The sequence below is a fragment of the Spongiactinospora rosea genome (assembly GCF_003315795.1).
Taxonomy (GTDB): Bacteria; Actinomycetota; Actinomycetes; order Streptosporangiales; family Streptosporangiaceae; genus Spongiactinospora; species Spongiactinospora rosea.
The window spans coordinates 375,891-392,552 of sequence record NZ_QMEY01000003.1 but is presented as its reverse complement, the minus strand read 5'-3'; the positions used below and the strand labels follow the sequence as shown (position 1 = coordinate 392,552).

Annotated in this window: 19 protein-coding genes; 10 read left to right on the top strand and 9 right to left on the bottom strand. The window is 68.8% G+C overall.

What is annotated here, in order from left to right:
* Positions 1 to 71 precede the first annotated feature (71 nt).
* Positions 72 to 665: a superoxide dismutase family protein gene (locus DP939_RS10450; RefSeq protein WP_113980426.1), complete on the top strand. Its 594-nt coding sequence runs from the start codon at positions 72 to 74 to the stop codon at positions 663 to 665.
* A 126-nt stretch (positions 666 to 791) separates the two neighbouring features.
* Here DP939_RS10450 and DP939_RS10445 read toward each other — a convergent pair whose 3' ends face one another.
* The 4 genes from DP939_RS10445 to ctaC all read right to left on the bottom strand — a co-directional run bounded on the left by DP939_RS10445 (position 792) and on the right by ctaC (position 5,012).
* Positions 792 to 2,000: a L,D-transpeptidase gene (locus DP939_RS10445; protein WP_225878151.1), complete on the bottom strand. Its 1,209-nt coding sequence runs from the start codon at positions 1,998 to 2,000 to the stop codon at positions 792 to 794.
* 176 nt (positions 2,001 to 2,176) lie between these two features.
* Complete coding sequence (locus tag DP939_RS10440; protein ID WP_113980425.1) at positions 2,177 to 2,572, bottom strand: cytochrome c oxidase subunit 4; 396 nt, start codon at positions 2,570 to 2,572, stop codon at positions 2,177 to 2,179.
* Positions 2,569 to 4,245: an aa3-type cytochrome oxidase subunit I gene (gene ctaD, locus DP939_RS10435; RefSeq protein ID WP_113980424.1), complete on the bottom strand. Its 1,677-nt coding sequence runs from the start codon at positions 4,243 to 4,245 to the stop codon at positions 2,569 to 2,571. The genes DP939_RS10440 and ctaD overlap by 4 nt, the downstream gene beginning before the upstream one ends.
* On the bottom strand, positions 4,242 to 5,012 hold the full coding sequence (gene ctaC, locus DP939_RS10430) for an aa3-type cytochrome oxidase subunit II (RefSeq protein WP_450097538.1): 771 nt from the start codon (positions 5,010 to 5,012) through the stop codon (positions 4,242 to 4,244). The genes ctaD and ctaC overlap by 4 nt, the downstream gene beginning before the upstream one ends.
* 192 nt (positions 5,013 to 5,204) lie before the next feature.
* Here ctaC and DP939_RS10425 point away from each other — a divergent pair, with 192 nt between their 5' ends.
* The 3 genes from DP939_RS10425 (at position 5,205) to DP939_RS10420 (ending at position 7,152) form a co-directional block, all read left to right on the top strand.
* A complete protein-coding gene (locus DP939_RS10425) occupies positions 5,205 to 6,338 on the top strand; it encodes a cysteine desulfurase family protein (protein ID WP_199565077.1) in 1,134 nt (377 codons plus the stop codon).
* On the top strand, positions 6,339 to 6,611 hold the full coding sequence (locus tag DP939_RS46900) for a sulfurtransferase TusA family protein (RefSeq protein ID WP_199565076.1): 273 nt from the start codon (positions 6,339 to 6,341) through the stop codon (positions 6,609 to 6,611).
* Between the two features lie 106 nt (positions 6,612 to 6,717).
* Complete coding sequence (locus DP939_RS10420) at positions 6,718 to 7,152, top strand: CBS domain-containing protein (RefSeq protein ID WP_225878149.1); 435 nt, start codon at positions 6,718 to 6,720, stop codon at positions 7,150 to 7,152.
* A 55-nt stretch (positions 7,153 to 7,207) separates the two neighbouring features.
* Here the strand turns inward: DP939_RS10420 and DP939_RS10415 are convergent, their stop codons facing one another.
* Positions 7,208 to 8,194, bottom strand: a complete 987-nt coding sequence (locus tag DP939_RS10415; protein WP_113980422.1) for a carbohydrate kinase family protein — start codon at positions 8,192 to 8,194, stop codon at positions 7,208 to 7,210.
* A 209-nt stretch (positions 8,195 to 8,403) separates the two neighbouring features.
* Entirely contained in the window at positions 8,404 to 8,757 is a 354-nt protein-coding gene (gene erpA / locus DP939_RS10410) for an iron-sulfur cluster insertion protein ErpA (protein WP_113980421.1), read from the bottom strand.
* A gap of 766 nt (positions 8,758 to 9,523) precedes the next feature.
* Here erpA and DP939_RS10405 point away from each other — a divergent pair.
* The 6 genes from DP939_RS10405 (at position 9,524) to nadA (ending at position 14,291) form a co-directional block, all read left to right on the top strand.
* Complete coding sequence (locus tag DP939_RS10405) at positions 9,524 to 10,102, top strand: DUF6879 family protein (protein WP_199565075.1); 579 nt, start codon at positions 9,524 to 9,526, stop codon at positions 10,100 to 10,102.
* A gap of 104 nt (positions 10,103 to 10,206) precedes the next feature.
* Positions 10,207 to 10,518: a hypothetical protein gene (locus tag DP939_RS45390; protein ID WP_147267949.1), complete on the top strand. Its 312-nt coding sequence runs from the start codon at positions 10,207 to 10,209 to the stop codon at positions 10,516 to 10,518.
* A gap of 77 nt (positions 10,519 to 10,595) precedes the next feature.
* Positions 10,596 to 11,711: a radical SAM protein gene (locus tag DP939_RS10400; protein ID WP_113980420.1), complete on the top strand. Its 1,116-nt coding sequence runs from the start codon at positions 10,596 to 10,598 to the stop codon at positions 11,709 to 11,711.
* Entirely contained in the window at positions 11,708 to 11,866 is a 159-nt protein-coding gene (locus DP939_RS46105; protein WP_158578534.1) for a hypothetical protein, read from the top strand. The genes DP939_RS10400 and DP939_RS46105 overlap by 4 nt, the downstream gene beginning before the upstream one ends.
* An 87-nt stretch (positions 11,867 to 11,953) precedes the next feature.
* The gene (locus DP939_RS10395; RefSeq protein ID WP_147267948.1) at positions 11,954 to 12,805 is read left to right on the top strand and encodes a GNAT family N-acetyltransferase; all 852 of its coding nucleotides are present in this window, start codon (positions 11,954 to 11,956) and stop codon (positions 12,803 to 12,805) included.
* 325 nt (positions 12,806 to 13,130) lie between these two features.
* Positions 13,131 to 14,291, top strand: coding sequence for a quinolinate synthase NadA (nadA, locus tag DP939_RS10390; protein ID WP_113980418.1), 1,161 nt, complete (start codon positions 13,131 to 13,133; stop codon positions 14,289 to 14,291).
* A gap of 76 nt (positions 14,292 to 14,367) precedes the next feature.
* Here nadA and DP939_RS10385 read toward each other — a convergent pair whose 3' ends face one another.
* The 3 genes from DP939_RS10385 to htpX form a co-directional block, all read right to left on the bottom strand.
* Complete coding sequence (locus DP939_RS10385) at positions 14,368 to 15,120, bottom strand: maleylpyruvate isomerase family mycothiol-dependent enzyme (RefSeq protein ID WP_113980417.1); 753 nt, start codon at positions 15,118 to 15,120, stop codon at positions 14,368 to 14,370.
* Positions 15,121 to 15,196: 76 nt separating this feature from the next.
* A complete protein-coding gene (pspAB, locus tag DP939_RS10380) occupies positions 15,197 to 15,751 on the bottom strand; it encodes a PspA-associated protein PspAB (RefSeq protein ID WP_113980416.1) in 555 nt (184 codons plus the stop codon).
* Positions 15,751 to 16,653, bottom strand: a complete 903-nt coding sequence (gene htpX / locus DP939_RS10375; protein ID WP_113980415.1) for a zinc metalloprotease HtpX — start codon at positions 16,651 to 16,653, stop codon at positions 15,751 to 15,753. Before htpX ends, pspAB begins: the two co-directional genes overlap by 1 nt.
* Between the last annotated feature and the right edge of the window lie 9 nt (positions 16,654 to 16,662).

The window sequence follows — 16,662 nt, the reverse complement described above, 5'->3', positions numbered from 1 at the left end:
GACGACTGACCAAACGTGTTCCTTTACCCTCGGTAAGACCGAAACGCTACCTTCAGAGGGACAGGTTCGTGATGCCGCTCCGCAGAACTCATCTGGCCATCGCCACCGTGCTCGCCGCGGGCGTCGCGGCCGTCGGCGTCTCCGCCATCGCCGAGGCCACGTCGGCCCAGGGGGGACACGCCTCCTCGGCCGTCATCCGCGACGTCGAGGGCAACGCCATCGGCCGCCTCACGATCGCCAACCAGGGATACGGCAAGTCCCGCGTCACCGTCTCGGCGCGCGGGCTCTCCGAGGGCTTCCACGGATTCCACATCCACGCGACCGGCGTGTGCGACCCCAAAGCGGTCGACCCTTCCACCGGAAACGTCTCGCCCTTCTTCACCGCCGGCGGCCATTTCAATCTCGGCCAGGGCACGCACGGCGCGCACTCCGGCGACCTTCCGCCGCTGCTCGCCGCAGGTGACGGCACCAGCACGGCCAGCGTCGTGACCGACAAGTTCCGGCTGGGCCAGCTCAACGACGCCGACGGCAGCGCGATCATCATCCACGCGCTGCCCGACAACCTCGCCCACATCCCCGAGCGCTACGCCCCGAACGGCCCCGACGACGCCACCAAGCGCACCGGCGACGCGGGCGGCCGCTTCGCCTGCGGGATCATCAAGTAGCCCCTGCCCCCCGATACGGACCCTGCGAAGCCCGGCCGGTGGCGGCCACCGGCCGGGCACGGGGTCACACGAACCTTCGGGGGGCGGCGGTATGGCCCACGCCCCCTCAGAACGCCCTGAGACGCCTCAGGAGGCGGTGTAGGGGTCGGTCGTGAAGGCGGAGCCCAGGCTGGTCCAGCGCAGCCACTCCGGCCAGCTCTCCTGCCAGTGGCCCCACCCGTTCAGCGGCTCCAGGCGCCGCGGCGAGCCGGTCAGGATGATCGGGTCCCCGATCAGCGTGTTGTCCAGGAACCACTTGGCGTGCGACGGGCTGACGTTGACGCAGCCGTGGCTGACGTTGGAGTTGCCCTGTGAGCCGACCGACCAGGGCGCGCTGTGGATGTACTCCCCGCTGTTGGAGATGCGGACGGTGTTGTACACCGTGAGCTGGTAGTACCCCGCCTGGCCCGGCCCGGCGTCGGGCGAGGTCATCACGGTGACCCCCTCCCGGGACATGGCCAGGTGGACGCCGCTGGTGGTGTGGTACTTCATCACCCCGCCCCGCCCCGCGCTGAACGGGATGGTGCGGATCACCCTCCCGTTCCGCTTGACCCGCATGACGTGGTCGTTCAGGCTCCCGCTGGTGATCTGCGAGCGGCCGACCTTGAAGTCGAGCACGTGGTTCTTCGTCCCGTACATGCCCTCGCCGCCGTGCGCGCCGGCCAGCCGGGCGATCAGCCGTACCCTGGTGCCGGCCGGCCAGAAGGTCTTCGGCCGGTAGTGCACGGTCTTCTCGTCGAACCAGTGCCATGCGCCGAGCACCGGCTTGGAGGACTGGACGATCAGGTTGCGCTCCACGCCGACCCGGTCGGTGATCTCCTTGTCGAAGGAGATCATGATGGGCATCCCGACGCCCACGGTCAGCCCGGTGTCGTCCTTGTGCGGCAGGATGTTCTCGACCTTGAAGGCGCTCTTCGGCGTCACCGTGGAGAACGTGCTGGTCGCCCGGATGACCTTGCCGTCGGCGTTGGTGGCCGCCGCCGTGACCGTGTAGGTGGTGCCGGGCGTGCCGACGTCCCTGCTGCGCCACTGGGTGCGGTCGGCGCTGTAAACGCCGTTCAGGGCCCCCTTGGGCGAGGTGACGGTCACCTCCGAGATGGTGCCGTGCTGCGCGGACACGACGACGGGCGCGTCCGGCGCCACATTGCCCGCGGAGTTCGCGGGGACGACGGTGACCCGCGCGTCGGGGCCCTTGCGTTCGCCCTCCGAGGCGGTGGCACCTGACGAACACGATGCCGTCAGGGCCAGTACGAGCAGTCCCGCGCCATGTGCCGATACCCGGATTGCGTGCCCCACCTGTGACTCCCCCCGTCGGGCCTGACATGCCAGGCCCGCCCACTATCGGGGTTATTACCCACAGTGACGGCAAGAGTGCTCGTAATGCTGCACTTCACCGGCAAAGAACGCCAAAACGGGTGATCGATGAGGTTCGACCACCCGTTGTGACGCGCTTTATCCGGCGGGGAAGTTGATCAGTGCGAGAAGTGCCCCCGGTAGTACTGGAACACGAAGCCGATCGAGGTCATGATGATGCAGGCCACGCCGATCATGAACAGCCACCACCCGATCACGAAGCCGACGAACGCCAGCGCCGCAGCCGCGGTGACGAACAGTGGCCACCAGCTGTGCGGGCTGAAGAAGCCGATCTCCCCCGCGCCATCGCTGATCTCGGCCTTCTTGTCGTCCTCCGGCTGCGCCCCGATCCGGCGCGCGGTGAACATCAGGTAGTAGCCGATCATGAGGGCGAAGCCCACGGAGATGGCCAGCGCGGTGGTGCCCACCGGCTCGCCCGACCAGAACCAGTAGACGACGCCCACCAGGCCGAAGAACACGCCGCAGAACAGGAAAAGCCAGCCCTGAACCTTCATTGGCTCATCTCCTCCAACTGGCCTCTGGACTTGGCCGTGACGTGCGGGTAGTGCAGGTCGAACGCGGGACGCTCAGAGCGGATCCGCGGCAGCGAGGTGAAGTTGTGTCGCGGCGGCGGGCAGGAGGTGGCCCACTCCAGCGAGTTTCCGAAGCCCCAGGGGTCGTCCACGGTGACCTTCGGGGCCGAGCGCCAGGTGCGCCACACGTTGTACAGGAACGGCAGCGTGGACGCGCCCAGGATGAACGCACCGACCGAGGAGATCACGTTGAGGTTGGTGAACCCGTCGATCGGGCTGTAGTCGGCGTACCGCCGGGGGAAGCCGATCACGCCCAGCCAGTGCTGCACCAGGAACGTGGTGTGGAAGCCGATGAACAGCGTCCAGAAGTGGACCTTGCCCAGCCGGTCGTTCAGCATCCTGCCGGTGAACTTGGGCCACCAGAAGTAGAAGCCGGCGAACATCGCGAACACCACCGTGCCGAACACCACGTAGTGGAAGTGGGCCACGACGAAGTAGGTGTCGCTGATGTGGAAGTCCAGCGGCGGCGAGGCCAGGATGACGCCGGTCAGGCCGCCCAGCAGGAAGGTGATCAGGAACCCGACCGAGAACAGCATGGGCGACTCGAAACTGAGATGCCCGCGCCACATCGTGCCGATCCAGTTGAAGAACTTCACGCCGGTCGGTACCGCGATCAGGAACGTCATGAACGAGAAGAACGGCAAGAGCACTTGTCCCGTTGGGAACATGTGGTGCGCCCACACCGTCAGCGACAGGCCGGCGATGGCGATGGTCGCGCCGATGAGGCTGATGTACCCGAACACCGGCTTGCGGCTGAAGACCGGCAGCACCTCGGTCACGATGCCGAAGAACGGCAGCGCGATGATGTAGACCTCCGGGTGCCCGAAGAACCAGAACAGGTGCTGCCACAGCATCGCGCCACCGTTTTCAGGGGCGAAGATGTGCGTGCCGAGCTTGCGGTCGGCCTCCAGGGCGAGCAGCGCGGCGGCCAGCACCGGGAAGGCCAGCAGCACCAGGATGGAGGTGAGCAGGACGTTCCAGGTGAAGATCGGCATCCGGAACATCGTCATGCCGGGCGCGCGCATGCAGATGATCGTGGTGATGAAGTTGACCGCGCCGAGGATCGTGCCGAGACCGGCCAGCACCAGGCCCATGATCCACAGGTCGCCGCCCACTCCGGGCGAGCTGACCGCGTTGGACAGCGGCGTGTAGGCGAACCAGCCGAAGCTGGCCGCGCCGCCCGGGGTCACGAAGCCGCTGATGGTGATGAGGCCCCCGAACAGGAACATCCAGTAGCTCACCATGTTCAGGCGGGGGAAGGCCACGTCCGGCGCGCCGATCTGCAGCGGCATCAGCTCGTTGGCGAACCCGGCGAACAGCGGGGTCGCGAACAGCAGCAGCATGATCGTGCCGTGCATGGTGAAGAGCTGGTTGAACTGCTCCCTGCTCACCAGCTGCAGGCCGGGCGCGACCAGCTCGGCCCGCATGACCAGCGCCATCACGCCGCCGATCAGGAAGAACACGAACGACGTGATCAGGTACATGTGACCGATGATCTTGTGGTCCGTGGAGGAGGCCCAGCGCGCGATGACCGAACCCTTGCGGGTGGGCACCGGCGTGATGGTCTGGTGGATGGGTTCGTTGATGGCGGTCACTGCGTGCTCCTCGCCTGTTCGGCGATGTACCTGTCGAACTCTGCCTTCTCCACGAGCTTCACCCGGAACAGCATCCGGCTGTGGTCGTAGCCGCACAGCTCGGCGCACCGGCCGGCGTGCGTGCCGGTCTCGTTGAGCGTGTCGACCTCGAACTTGTTCGTGTCGACCCCCGGGATCACGTCCCGCTTGAACAGGAAGGCAGGAATCCAGAAGGAGTGGATCACGTCGGGCGAGCGCAGGTCGAACTCGACCTTGGAGCCGACCGGCAGCACCAGCTCGGGGGCCTCGGCCGCCATGTAGCTGCTCGCCGGGCGGCCGATCACGCTGACCTTCTGCTTGTTGTAGTCGGTGGTGAACCGCCAGCTCCACTGGAAGGCGTCAACTCGCACCTTCACCGCGGCGGTGCCGGTGAGCTTGCCGAGCTCGTTCTGATCCCTGGCGGTGAAGTAGAAGAACACCGCGACCATGATGACGGGGACCATGGTGTAGAGGATCTCGATCGGCAGGTTGTACCTCACCTGCGGCGGCAGCTCCTGGTCACTGTGCTTCTTCTTGCGATGGAAGATGCACGCCCACACGATGAGGCCGATGACGACCGCACCGGTGGCGAGCGCCGCGATCCACGACCCGTTCCACAGGCTCTGGACTATGTCGCCCTGTCTGGTCACGGATTCTGGCATGCCGCCACGCGACCACTCGGCCGCAACTTCATTACTGCATGCCGTCGCCGAGGCCAGCAGCAACGCCAGAACGGCGGCACGTGGCACCCTGCGACGGGCCAACGGACGCCGTGTCGCACGGCGGGTCGGACTCACGGATCGCCTACCCCACAGATGCAGCCCAGGGAGTCGATCCCTGGGCGGTCGATTTCATAAGCTTCACAAGCACGGTTCGGATGTGGACACACATTAGCGCCAACCCTGTTCGCCCCTCCGCGCAGCCCCCGTTAGTGTCACGCTGTGGCCTACTTCGATGCCGCCTCTACCGAACCCCTGCACCCGCAGGCCAAAGAGGCCCTGCTGATGGCGCTGGAATCCGGCTGGGCCGACCCGGCGAGACTGTACGGCTCCGCCCGCCGGGCACGGTTGCTCCTCGACCAGGGCCGCGCGGAGATCGCCGAGGTGCTGGGCGCCCGGCCCGACGAGGTGGTGTTCACCACGTCGGGCACCCAGGCGGTGCACCTCGGTGTCCTCGGAACCCTACACGGACGGCGACGTGCCGGGCGGCATCTCGTGGTCGGCGCGGTGGAGCATTCCGCCGTACTGCACTCCGCGCAGTCGCACGAGCGGGACGGCGGCACTGTCGAGACGGTCGGGGTCGGCCGTACTGGGGCGGTCGATGCCGGCGACTTCGCCCGCGCGGTGGCCGCGCCCGGCACGGCCCTGGCCTGCCTGCAGACCGCCAACCACGAGGTGGGAACGCTCCAGCCGGTGGCCGAGGCCGCCGCGGCCTGCCGGGACGCCGGGGTGCCGCTGCTGGTGGACGCGGCGCAGACGGTGGGCCGGCTGCCGGTTCCGCCCGGCTGGTCGGTACTGATCGCGAGCGCGCACAAGTGGGGCGGCCCGCCGGGCGTGGGGGTGCTGGCCGTGCGCAAGGGCACCCGGTACCGCTCGCCGCTGCCGGAGGACGAGCGCGAGGCCCGCCGGGTGCCCGGCTTCGAGAACGTGCCGGGCGTCCTCGCCGCCGCGGCGGCGCTGCGGGCCCGCGTGGCCGAGACCGGGGAGCGGGAACGGCTGGCCGGGCTGATCGACAAGATCAGGCGTACCGTCGCCGCCACGATCCCCGACGTGGAGGTGATCGGCGATCCGGTCGATCGCGCCCCGCACATCGTGACCTTCTCGTGCCTTTACGTGGAGGGCGAGGCGCTGCTCCGCGAACTTGACAAGGCGGGTTTCTCAGTATCGTCAGGAAGTTCTTGTACGGCGAGTACGCTTCGTCCATCGCACGTTTTGGAAGCGATGGGTGTGCTTACTCATGGAAATGTCCGGGTATCGCTGCCCAGTGGAACATTGGAGGCGGATGTGGACCGGTTCCTCGCTCTCCTTCCTGAGACCGTGCGCCGTATCCGCCAGGAAGCAGGGGTGAGCTGGTAGATGTCGCGTAGGCAGGCCGCCACATGGGAAGAGGCCGCGCAGGAGCCCGCGTTGACCATCGACGCGCTGGGCAAGAAGTGCCCCATCCCGATCATCCTGCTCGCCGAGCAGATCCGCTCGGTGCCGCTGAACGCGATCGTGGCGGTGCTGGCGGACGACCCGGCGGCGTACACGGACGTACCCGCGTGGTGCCGGCTGAAGTCGCACCCGCACGTGGCCACGTACGAGCTGCCCAAGGGCGGCTGGGCGATCCACGTCCGGCGCAACTACTGAGCCTGATCTGAGGCTGGCCTGAGCGTGGCCTGAGCCTGGTCGGCGGCGAAACGGGTAGTCGCCCCTGAAAGTCGTACGGCTCATCCGACTTTCAGGGGGGATCACGATGGGTACCGCGCAGAGCGCCACCATGGTCAAGGACGTCATGCACCCCGGCGCACGCTGCATCGAGGCGCACGAGACCCTCGACCGCGCCGCCCAGTTGATGCGCGAACTCGGCGTCGGGGCACTGCCGGTCTGTGACGACGGCCGGCGGCTCCAGGGCATCATCACCGACCGCGACATCGTCGTCGAGTGCGTCGCGGCGGGCCGGGACCCGGCAAAGACCCGGGCGGGCGACCTCGCGTCCGGCCTGATCTGGGTCGGCTCCGACGCGACGATCGACGAGGCCCTGGCCAAAATGGAGGAGCATCAGATCCGGCGGCTGCCGGTGGTGGAGGACGACCAGATCATCGGCATGATCAGCGAGGCCGATCTGGCCAGGCACCTGCCCCCGGACAAGCTCTCCGAGCTGGTGAGCCGCATCTACGCGCCGTCCTGACGGCAGAGAGCGCTGTGGCCCTCTGCCGTCCTTCGGCGTGCGGCGGGCGTGTGGATCAGGGGTGCGGGCAGCGGACGTGCTCGGCGACCTCGGCGGCGGCCGACGCCCCGTAGGCGGAGCCGAGCCGGTCCAGGAACTCCTGCCGGGCCAGCTCGTACTCCTGGCCGCCCACGTGCTCCAGCACATGCGTCGCGGTCAGGTTGCCCACCTGGGCGCACCGCTCAAGCGACAGGCCCCAGCCCACCGAGGCCAGGAACCCGGCGCGGAAGGCGTCGCCGACGCCCGTCGGGTCGACCTTGGCCTTCTCCGGCGCGGGCGGGATGTGCAGCGACGGCTCCCCCGCGCGGTCGATGCGCGCGCCCTTGGGCCCCAGCGTGGTCACCCTGACCTTCACCCGGCTCAGGACCTCTTCGTCCGACCAGCCGGTCTTCTGCTCGACGAGCGCCTTCTCGTACTCGTTCGTGAACAGGTAGGTCGCGCCCTCGACGAGGGTGCGGATGTCCGCGCCCTCCATCCGGGCGAGCTGCTGGGAGGGGTCGGCGGCGAACGGGATGCCGCGCTGGCGGCACTCCTCGGTGTGCCGCAGCATGGCGTCGGGGTCGTTGGCCCCGACCAGCACGAGGTCCAGGCCGCCCACCCGATCGGCCACCGGGCCCAGCTCGATCTCCCGCGCCTCGGCCATCGCGCCGGTGTAGAACGACGCGATCTGGTTGTGGTCCTGGTCGGTGGTGCACAGGAACCGGGCGGTGTGGTGGAGCTCGGAGACGTGGATCGAGTCGCAGTCGACTCCGTGGCGCTCCAGCCAGGACCGGTAGTCGGCGAAGTCGGCGCCGACCGCGCCGACCAGGATCGGCGTCAGGCCGAGACAACCCATCCCGAATGCGATGTTGGCGGCGATCCCGCCGCGCCGGACCTGAAGGTCGTCCACGAGGAACGACAGCGAGACCCGGTCGAGCTGCTCGGCGATGAGCTGATCGCCGAAGCGACCGGGAAAGGTCATCAGATTATCGGTCGCGATGGAGCCGGTGACGGCGATGCGCACGGGGTTCTTCTCCTCGTTGTCTGCATCTTGCTGTGGCCCGCGCCCTGGGGGACGGGCCGGATTTCGACGAGCTCCGCAAGACTATGTTAAAGCAGCACCGAGGGTCATGCCGTGGATCTCGCTCCGGACGCGGCCTCTAGCCCAACGCGAACAGGCCCCATGACCAGCCTGTGATCATGGGGCCTTCAGGGTCGCGAGGACCGGCCCCGCTAGTTGAACGAGTCGCCGCAGGCGCAGGAGCCCGTGGCGTTGGGGTTGTCGATCGTGAAGCCCTGCTTTTCGATGGTGTCGACGTAGTCGATGGAGGCGCCCGTCAGGTACGGGGCGCTCATCCGGTCGGTGACCACGCTGACGCCGCCGAAGTCGGAAATCACGTCCCCGTCCATGGAGCGGTCGTCGAAGAAGAGCTGGTAGCGAAGACCCGAACAGCCACCCGGCTGCACGGCCACGCGCAGGCTGAGCCCTTCCTCACCCTGCTGCTCCAGCAGGCTCTTGACCTTGGCGGCGGCCGCATCGGTCAGGATCAGGCCCTGCTGCGTCGTCTCGCTGCTCTTAACCGTCATTTGCTGACTCCCGCGTCTGGATCAGCCCCCGAAGGCGGCTGTCTGTTTCTGACGTCCTACTTAGACGCTACCAACACCCGTCCCCTTCCACACATTCCGTGTCGATGGCACTCGCGCTGTGTTCATGGCGCTCGCTCCGCTCGCGCGGGCCCGGGCGCCTTCAAGGCCGCGTCCGGGCCGTACGTGGTTGCGGCAGGCGCACCCTTCAGAAGTACTCAAGGCGCTCGCTCCGCTCGCACAAGCCGCGCCCTCCGGGCGCTACCCCCGCCTCCGGCGGGGAGGCACGCTCCGCGCGCAACGGTCCTCGCTGACGCTCGGCCTGCCTTTCCCCATGTCGGGCTCCGCCCGACGTACGGCAAGCCCGGTCAACGCCGCTCACCGTGCTCGGTCGCAGCCCGGTGCCCGGTGTTTCGCAGGACGTCGTGGCCGACCGCCGTACCTCACACCGGCTTTCCGAAGACCTCCCCAGCACCCGCCCCGCCTTTACCCCCGCCCCACCGCTTCAGGGACGTGGCCGTCGTCGCCGAACCTGTGCGAGGACCGCGGGCGTGTCAGGAGACATAGGCGGCCCTGGCAGCACGCCATACGGACGAGTCGTCAGCCTGCGAGTCCATCGCCCTGCTAGCCCCGCCACGGACGATCCCGCCCCCGCTTCCCTGAGGGCGGAGCTTCCTCTGCCCAAACCGGCTGATAGGAGAAGGACCCCGAGCTTCTGGCCCGGTTCGCCAAGGACGTCCCACCGGCCGCCGATGAGGTGATCGTGTCGATGGGCGAGAACATGATCCCGATCATCGGTCAGGCAATCGACGGCACCTACGACAGCGGGCTCAAGGGGAGCGGCCCCGTGACCGTCGAGGACCTGATCCGCCGGGCGAAGCACTCGGTGCTCCACCTGGAGATGCGCGACACCTACACGCCCCAGCACCCGGCCTACCTCGACTGGCTTGCCGGAGGGACCGGCCGCTACGACCGGACGACCTTCAAGGACCTCGTGCGCGAGCTCGCCGGGCGCGGAGTGGCGATGCGGCGCGCCCGTGTCGTTTCCGAGCCATTGAGCAAGGAGATCCAGTGGGAGCACATGATCAGCGACGAGAACGTCGACGCTGGTGAGAAGATCCGCTGGCTTCCGCGCACCCAGGCGTTCGATCTCCTGCTGCCCGGTGCCGACTTCTACCTTGTGGACAACCGGGTCGTCGCCTACAACTTCTGCGCCGGGGACGGGACCGACACCGGGGAGGAGGTCTTCAGCAGCGCCCCTGACACGGTTGCCCAATGCCTCCTCGCATTCGAGCAGGTGTGGGAGCGCGCGACCCCGCACGCCGACTACCGCCCTTCGATGAAGTAGCTGCTAAAAACTGCTAACTCCCTGGCCTCCAGGGCGGACCGGACGTCAAAGTCGAGTCAGGTGGCACCGCTCCTTCTCGACGCCCGATCCGGAGGCCCGCCCGCATGGCACTCGACATCCCCCGGCGAAGCGACTCGGTAATGGAACCGGCGCATGAGGCCGACGCAGTCCAGGTACTCGACCAGCTCTGGGCCTATACGTATTCTCGGCGGCCCCCGCATCCTCAGGCGGCTCGGGCCCGGCAAGTGGCTGATCAACAGCACCATCATCATCTCGCGGTCGCGTCGAACGCGCGTGTAATGAACGGCAAGACCGGCCCGCCGGCACAGCGCGAAGCGCTCGACAGGCCCGCACGCGAGCTGCGCCACGACGGCTACGACCTCGACTTCCCCGCTGCGCCCTTCTCCTACCTGTGAATCGGCAAGCGCAGCACAGCGGGCCTCGCTCGGCGGCAGGCCGCTCCCCTACCTAGGGCTATAAGTGAAGGACCCACATGCATGAGTTCATCGTCAGCCCCTACATGGGGCGCTACGTCATGGTGAAGCCGGGCAGCAAGGCGGGCGGGACCATGCCCGCTTACCGATACCGGGAACTCGCCGAGGCCGCCTCCGACGCACAGGCCCCGGACTGGCTGGCCGTCGCCGCGCGACAGGCGTGGGGGGTCGAGCTGGCGGGCAAGCCGCTCTCGCCTCACGTCCTGGTGCGCGATGACCCCGGCCTGGGTTACGGGAGGGCGTCCTGGGAGCTGAATCTGGGTTGCAACTACGACTGCCCCCACTGCTACCTGGGCGTCAAGAAGTTCGAGGGGCTGGAGATGGAGGACCGCATCAAGCTCCTCCTCACCTTGCGAGACGCCGGGGTGCTCTGGCTCCAGCTAACAGGCGGCGAGCCCATGGTGGACCGGCTGTTCATCGAAACCTACACCGCCGCGTACGACCTTGGCATGATGATCACCCTCCTCACCAATGGCTCACGGCTGTTCCTGCCTGGGATTCTCGACCTGCTGGCGAACCGCCGACCAGACCGGATCACCGTCAGCGTCTACGGCGCGACCGAGGAGAGCTACGACAGGACGACCGGCCGCAAGGGAGCCTTCCGGCTTTTCACGAAGGCCCTGGCCGCCGCGCACGAGGCCGGGATGCCCCTCTCCCTGTCGATGATCGTGACCGAGGACAACGCCGGCGAAGTGAGCCTGATGCGCGAGCTCGCCGAGCGGATCGGAGCGCCGATGGACGAGTACACCAACATGGTGCCCACGATCTACGGCGGAGACGAAACGCTCCCCACCCAGTCCGCCGCCCACTTGCGGAAACGGAAGCCCTTCACAGGCTGCAACGCCGGGCACACGTTCTTCCACGTCAACCCGTTCGGCAAGGCATCCATCTGCAAGGTGGGGCGCGACCCGAACATCGACCTGATCGCCGAAGGCGTCGAGGGGCTGCGCGGCCTTGGCACGATCGCTGACTCCCTGCTGCTGCGGCAGGCCGGCTGCACCGGCTGCCAGCTCCAGGGAACCTGCGGTACCTGCATGCCGCTCGTGCAGCTCTACCGCAAGGCCAAGGCCCCCTTGGTCACGTACTGCCAGCACCGAGAGAAGGAGTCGGCATGACCACTGCGCCCCTCGCCCTTCCGGCACGGCCGGAGGCGGCCGCGACCGTGCCGGTCGCGATCGAGCCGCCTGGCATCACCCTGATCGCCAACATCGACGACCTGTCGGAGGGCAACCTCTGCTCCTGCGCGGCCGGGGACGACAACCCCTTCTAGCCGCCGCGCCTTTCTCCGCGAATAGGACCTCGGACCGCCTTCGACGATCCGAGGTCCGCTGCGTTAGGGCTCGGTAACCTGCGGGACATGCGATTCCGCTGGGACTGGCTTCAGCCCGTGATGCACGCCCCGTTCGTTCCGACGCTCGGCCCGATGCCGCCTGAGACGGTCGGTGCCGCCCTGTTCGACGCGGTGCTGGGCGTCGCGCTCACCGGCGGCTTCCTGCCGTTCGACAAGGACCGACGCTGGACGGCCACGAAGGACGAACGGGTCCTCGTCGGCGACGTGGTGCACACGGCCGCAGAGACGATCGTCCCCGCGATGAGTACACGCGGCGGCGGCCTGGTGAAGGTCTACTACTACAGCGCCTCGGCGCCGGACCTCCCCGCGCTGGCGCGCCTGGGCCAGCGGTTGGCGAGGTCCCACAATGCCAGGGCCGGGAACAGGGTGGTCTGGTTCTCCGACCGCCCGGACGGGGCGCGTGGGAGGGTGATGGTCAAGCGCTTCTCCTGCGCCGACGAGCGACCGGTGCACAGCGTTCAGCCCCTCACGGAGTGCCCGGCCGCCGGCACCTTCGGCGCGTTCGCCGATGAGATCGGGCCGGAAGGCTTTCAGTTCCTCTACCAGCGGATGAAGACCGGGCACCAGGATGGCCCGACTCTTGTCACGGTCGCTGATGACCGGGTCGTCGGAGCGGTCGGCCCGCTCTCGACCGTCGCGGGACCGGACGGCCGCGCGATCCAGCAGCCCGCGTACTTCGCCGTCCACCCCGCCTACCGGGAGCTCGGCCACGGCCGGAGTCTCTGGCGGGCTTCGATGGCCTGGGGGCGTGCGCGTGACGCCAAGGTCAAGGTTCTCCAGGCGTTGCGCGGCAGCGCGGCCGAAGGGCTGTACGTCTCCGAAGGGCTGGAGACGCACGGATATGTCTGCCATACGTAGCGCTCGAAGAGCCGCGCCGCCCGGCCGTCCAGCGATCTTTCGTCTCACGCTCCAGAGGTAACGGTGGCCTGCCGGCCGACGGCGCGCTGGTACCAAAGGGGGCCGTCTCACTCTGAGGGCGGTAAACGGCAGTGGCCTCGGCCCATCTGAGCGGGGCGGCCGTACGTCGGGTGAAGCCCGGCGTGAGGGTGATCGTCCGGGTGAAGCGAGGGCCTTTGGGCGGGGGCGTGCCGGGGCTGGGCCCCAGGTGCCGGAGGGGGTACCCCCGGGCGGAAACCGACAGATGGTGTGTAATCATTAGTCGTCAGTTCGACGATAAGGGGGGATGGTCGTGACGACCACCCAGACCGGACTTCCGCTCTTCGTCCTCGGCCAGGGCCGTGATCCGCACAGTGAGCGGGGTGTGGAGTGCCCGGGAGAGTTGCCGGCGGCGTCGGATCCAGGGTTGGTGGCGCGGGCGCGGGCGGCCAAGGCGGCGTTGGGCGATCGGCTGTTCGTACTCGGCCACCACTACCAGCGCGACGAGGTCATTCAGTTCGCCGATGTGACCGGGGACTCGTTCAAGCTGGCCCGTGAGGCCGCCGCGCGGCCGCATGCCGAGTACATCGTCTTCTGCGGCGTCCACTTCATGGCCGAGTCGGCCGACATCCTGACCAGTGATGACCAGCGGGTCGTGCTGCCCGACCTGGCCGCCGGGTGTTCGATGGCCGACATGGCCACGTTCGACCAGGTGGAGGAGTGCTGGGAGGCGCTGGAGGACGCGGGGATCGCCGACGATGTGGTGCCGATCACGTACATGAACTCCAGCGCCGACATCAAGGCGTTCTGCGGGCGCAACGGCGGCGCGGTGTGCACCTCCTCCAACGCCCGCAAGGCCCTGGAGTGGGCGTTCCAGCGGGGGCGCAAGGTGCTCTTCCTGCCCGACCAGCACCTCGGCCGCAACACCGCCGTGCTGGAGATGGACATGGGGCTCGACGACTGCGTCGTCTACAACCCGCACCGGCCCAACGGCGGCCTGACCGCGCAGCAACTCGCGGACGCCAAGATGATCCTGTGGCGGGGTCACTGCTCGGTGCACGGGCGCTTCACGCCCGAGTGCGTGGACGACGTGCGGCAGCGCATCCCCGGCGTCAACGTGCTCGTCCACCCCGAGTGCCGGCACGAAGTGGTCACCAAGGCCGACCACGTCGGCTCCACGGAGTACATCATCCGCAAGCTGCGCGAGGCGCCCGCGGGCAGCGCCTGGGCGATCGGTACCGAGCTGAACCTGGTCAAGCGGCTGGCCCAGGAGTTCCCCGACAAGCAGATCACGTTCCTGGACCGGACCGTCTGCTACTGCTCCACGATGAACCGCATCGACCTGCCGCACCTGGTGTGGGCGCTGGAGTCGCTGGCCGCCGGTCAGGTGGTCAACCAGATCACGGTGGACGCCGACACCGCCCACTGGGCGAAGGTCGCCCTGGACCGGATGCTGGCCCTGCCCTGACCCTGCCCTGACCCTGGCGCCGCCCCTGCCGCCGCCCGGACGGCCCGGCCGGACAGGCCGGGCCGCGCGGTGACGTTCAGACGGCCGAGTGGGACAGCCACCAGGCCAGCAGCGCGCTGTCACCGTCGATCGAGTAGTCGTCGGCCCTGCGCCTGCCCCACACGAGGAGTTGCAGGTCGGAGGAGGTGGCGGCGCGTACGGTGACGTCGCCCGGCTCCGGTGAGCGCCGGTAGGAGAACCCGCCGGGCTCAAGGGTCACCACCCACCCCGCGCCGCTGTCGGCCTGCCAGGAAAGCGTCTCGCCTTCGCCGGTCAGCTCGCGGGCGGGGGCCCCGCCGCGGGCGTACGGGAGCAGGTCGAACAGTTCCTCGACCCCGTCGGCCGCGATGTCCTCGTCGATCGCCGGGGCGATGCCGATGGCGATCTGGGCGTCGGCGTGGTGGACGACGGTCTCGTGCAACTGGCGGCGCGACCAGAACCGGACGTGCCGGTCGCCGCCCCAGGCCCACATCGGGGCGTCCGGCTCCTGGCCGGACAGGGCCTGCTGGAGGATCTCGGCGCCCTGGGCGAGCCAGGCGGGGTAGTCCGTACGGCGTTCCGGCTCGCCGAAGTCCATCTCGCCGCGGTGGTACCGCTCCGGGCTCAGGTCGCGGACCATCGCGGCGGCCCAGCGGTGGATGACGCCCGTGTGCGCGATCAGCGCGCCCAGGTCCCATCCTGGACAGGTCGGCGTGGGTGCCGACATGTCATGACCGGTGACGGTCTTCGCCATCCGGTTGATCTCATCGCCCACCGCCCGCGTGTGGTCGGCGTGCGTCCACGTTCTCATGCGCGTCCCCCTAGGCTCGGCCGTACCGGCTATCAGCCTGGCAGGCGACGCGCCCGGCGTCACGACCCGAAATCGGTCACAGGCCGGGAGCGCCCCACACGGGGAACCATCTGCCGAGGTCGGGCTCGATCTTCAGCTCTCCCGAGATGGCGGCCCGCACCTGGAGCTCCAGCGCGTTGTCACGGTGCTCGCCGGTGAGCGGGGCGAAGGGGTAGAACGTGCCGCGCTTGTAGAGGTAGACGATGGCCAGCCGGCGCTTCTCGCCGGTGAAGTTCACCAGCGAGCACAGCAGCGACGGCCCGAACCCGGCGCTCTCCAGGGTGGAGTTGACCGCGTGCAGCTCGGTGACCAGGGAACCGAGGTCGGTTGCAGGGCGGCGCAGCAGCAACCAGGTGTAGCCGTAGGGGTCGATGGACTCCTCCACGCCGTCGCCGAGCAGCGCCTTGGCATCGCGCGCGAGCGCGGCGAACGCGCCGCCCTCGGCCGCGCGGAAGGCCACGGACCCGGTGCCCGAGGGGGTCAGGCCGGTGGCCGCCTCCAGCGTGACCGCGGCGGACGGCAGCGCGAACAGCGCGGACAGATCGGGTTCGGCGGGCTTGCTGCGGCCGAGCAGCGCGTCCAGCCAGCCCATCAGGCGCCCCGGCCGAGCTGGGCGGAGATCTCGGCGAGCTGCCGGAGGCGACGCTCCAGCGGCGGATGGGTGGACAGCAGCGCCGCCAGGCTCGCGCCGGACGACAGCGCGGGCGCGAAGAAGAAGGCGTTGAACGGCTCGGCCCTGCGCAGGTCGCGGGTCGGGATGCGGCCCATCTCGCCGCTCACCTTGGTCAGCGCGCCGGCCAGGGCCGAGGGCCGCTGGGTGAGCAGCGCGGCGGCGCGGTCGGCGGCCAGTTCGCGGTAGCGGGACAGGGCGCGGGTGAGCACGAAGCTCAGCGCGTAGACCAGGCCGGACACGAGCATGATGATCAGCCCGATCGGAGGGCCGCCGCGGCTGTCCCGGCCGCGGGCCAGGCCACTGTAGAGGGCGAAGCGGGTCATCAGCCCCGCCACGATGCCGAGGAAGGAGGCGATCGTCATCACCACCACGTCGCGGTGCGCGACGTGGGACATCTCGTGCGCGAGCACGCCTTCCAGCTCGTCGGGTTCGAGGCGGCGGAGCAGGCCCGTGGTCACGCAGACCACGGACTTCTTCTGGCTGTGCCCGGTGGCGAACGCGTTGGGGACGTCCGAGTCGGCGATCGCCACCTTGGGCTTCGGCATGTCGGCCATGGCGCACAGGCGATCGATCGCCCCGTGCAGCTCGGGTGCCTGCTGCGGGGTGACCTCCCGCCCGTTCATCGCGTACAGGGCGATCTTGTCGGACAGGAAGTACTGGACGACCAGCAGCACCAGGGCCAGCGCCAGCACCGTCAGGGCCCGCGCTCCCAAGGCGATGAGGACCGCCACGAAGGCGACGTAGAGCAGGCCGATCAGGAACAGGGTGAGGACCATGCGGCCGGTCAGGCCCCGGTCAGCGGCGAACCGGGTACGTGTCATGACACCACG

Coding starts and splice junctions, on each gene's coding strand:
- DP939_RS10440 (WP_113980425.1), bottom strand. CDS start 2,572: ATGAAGGTTCAGGGCTGGCTTTTCCTGTTCTGCGGCGTGTTCTTCGGC.
- DP939_RS10395 (WP_147267948.1), top strand. CDS start 11,954: ATGCGATTCCGCTGGGACTGGCTTCAGCCCGTGATGCACGCCCCGTTC.
- DP939_RS45390 (WP_147267949.1), top strand. CDS start 10,207: ATGGCACTCGACATCCCCCGGCGAAGCGACTCGGTAATGGAACCGGCG.
- DP939_RS46900 (WP_199565076.1), top strand. CDS start 6,339: ATGTCGCGTAGGCAGGCCGCCACATGGGAAGAGGCCGCGCAGGAGCCC.
- DP939_RS10400 (WP_113980420.1), top strand. CDS start 10,596: ATGCATGAGTTCATCGTCAGCCCCTACATGGGGCGCTACGTCATGGTG.
- erpA (WP_113980421.1), bottom strand. CDS start 8,757: ATGACGGTTAAGAGCAGCGAGACGACGCAGCAGGGCCTGATCCTGACC.
- nadA (WP_113980418.1), top strand. CDS start 13,131: ATGGTCGTGACGACCACCCAGACCGGACTTCCGCTCTTCGTCCTCGGC.
- htpX (WP_113980415.1), bottom strand. CDS start 16,653: ATGACACGTACCCGGTTCGCCGCTGACCGGGGCCTGACCGGCCGCATG.
- DP939_RS10420 (WP_225878149.1), top strand. CDS start 6,718: ATGGGTACCGCGCAGAGCGCCACCATGGTCAAGGACGTCATGCACCCC.
- DP939_RS10405 (WP_199565075.1), top strand. CDS start 9,524: ATGGGCGAGAACATGATCCCGATCATCGGTCAGGCAATCGACGGCACC.
- DP939_RS46105 (WP_158578534.1), top strand. CDS start 11,708: ATGACCACTGCGCCCCTCGCCCTTCCGGCACGGCCGGAGGCGGCCGCG.
- DP939_RS10450 (WP_113980426.1), top strand. CDS start 72: ATGCCGCTCCGCAGAACTCATCTGGCCATCGCCACCGTGCTCGCCGCG.
- pspAB (WP_113980416.1), bottom strand. CDS start 15,751: ATGGGCTGGCTGGACGCGCTGCTCGGCCGCAGCAAGCCCGCCGAACCC.
- DP939_RS10385 (WP_113980417.1), bottom strand. CDS start 15,120: ATGAGAACGTGGACGCACGCCGACCACACGCGGGCGGTGGGCGATGAG.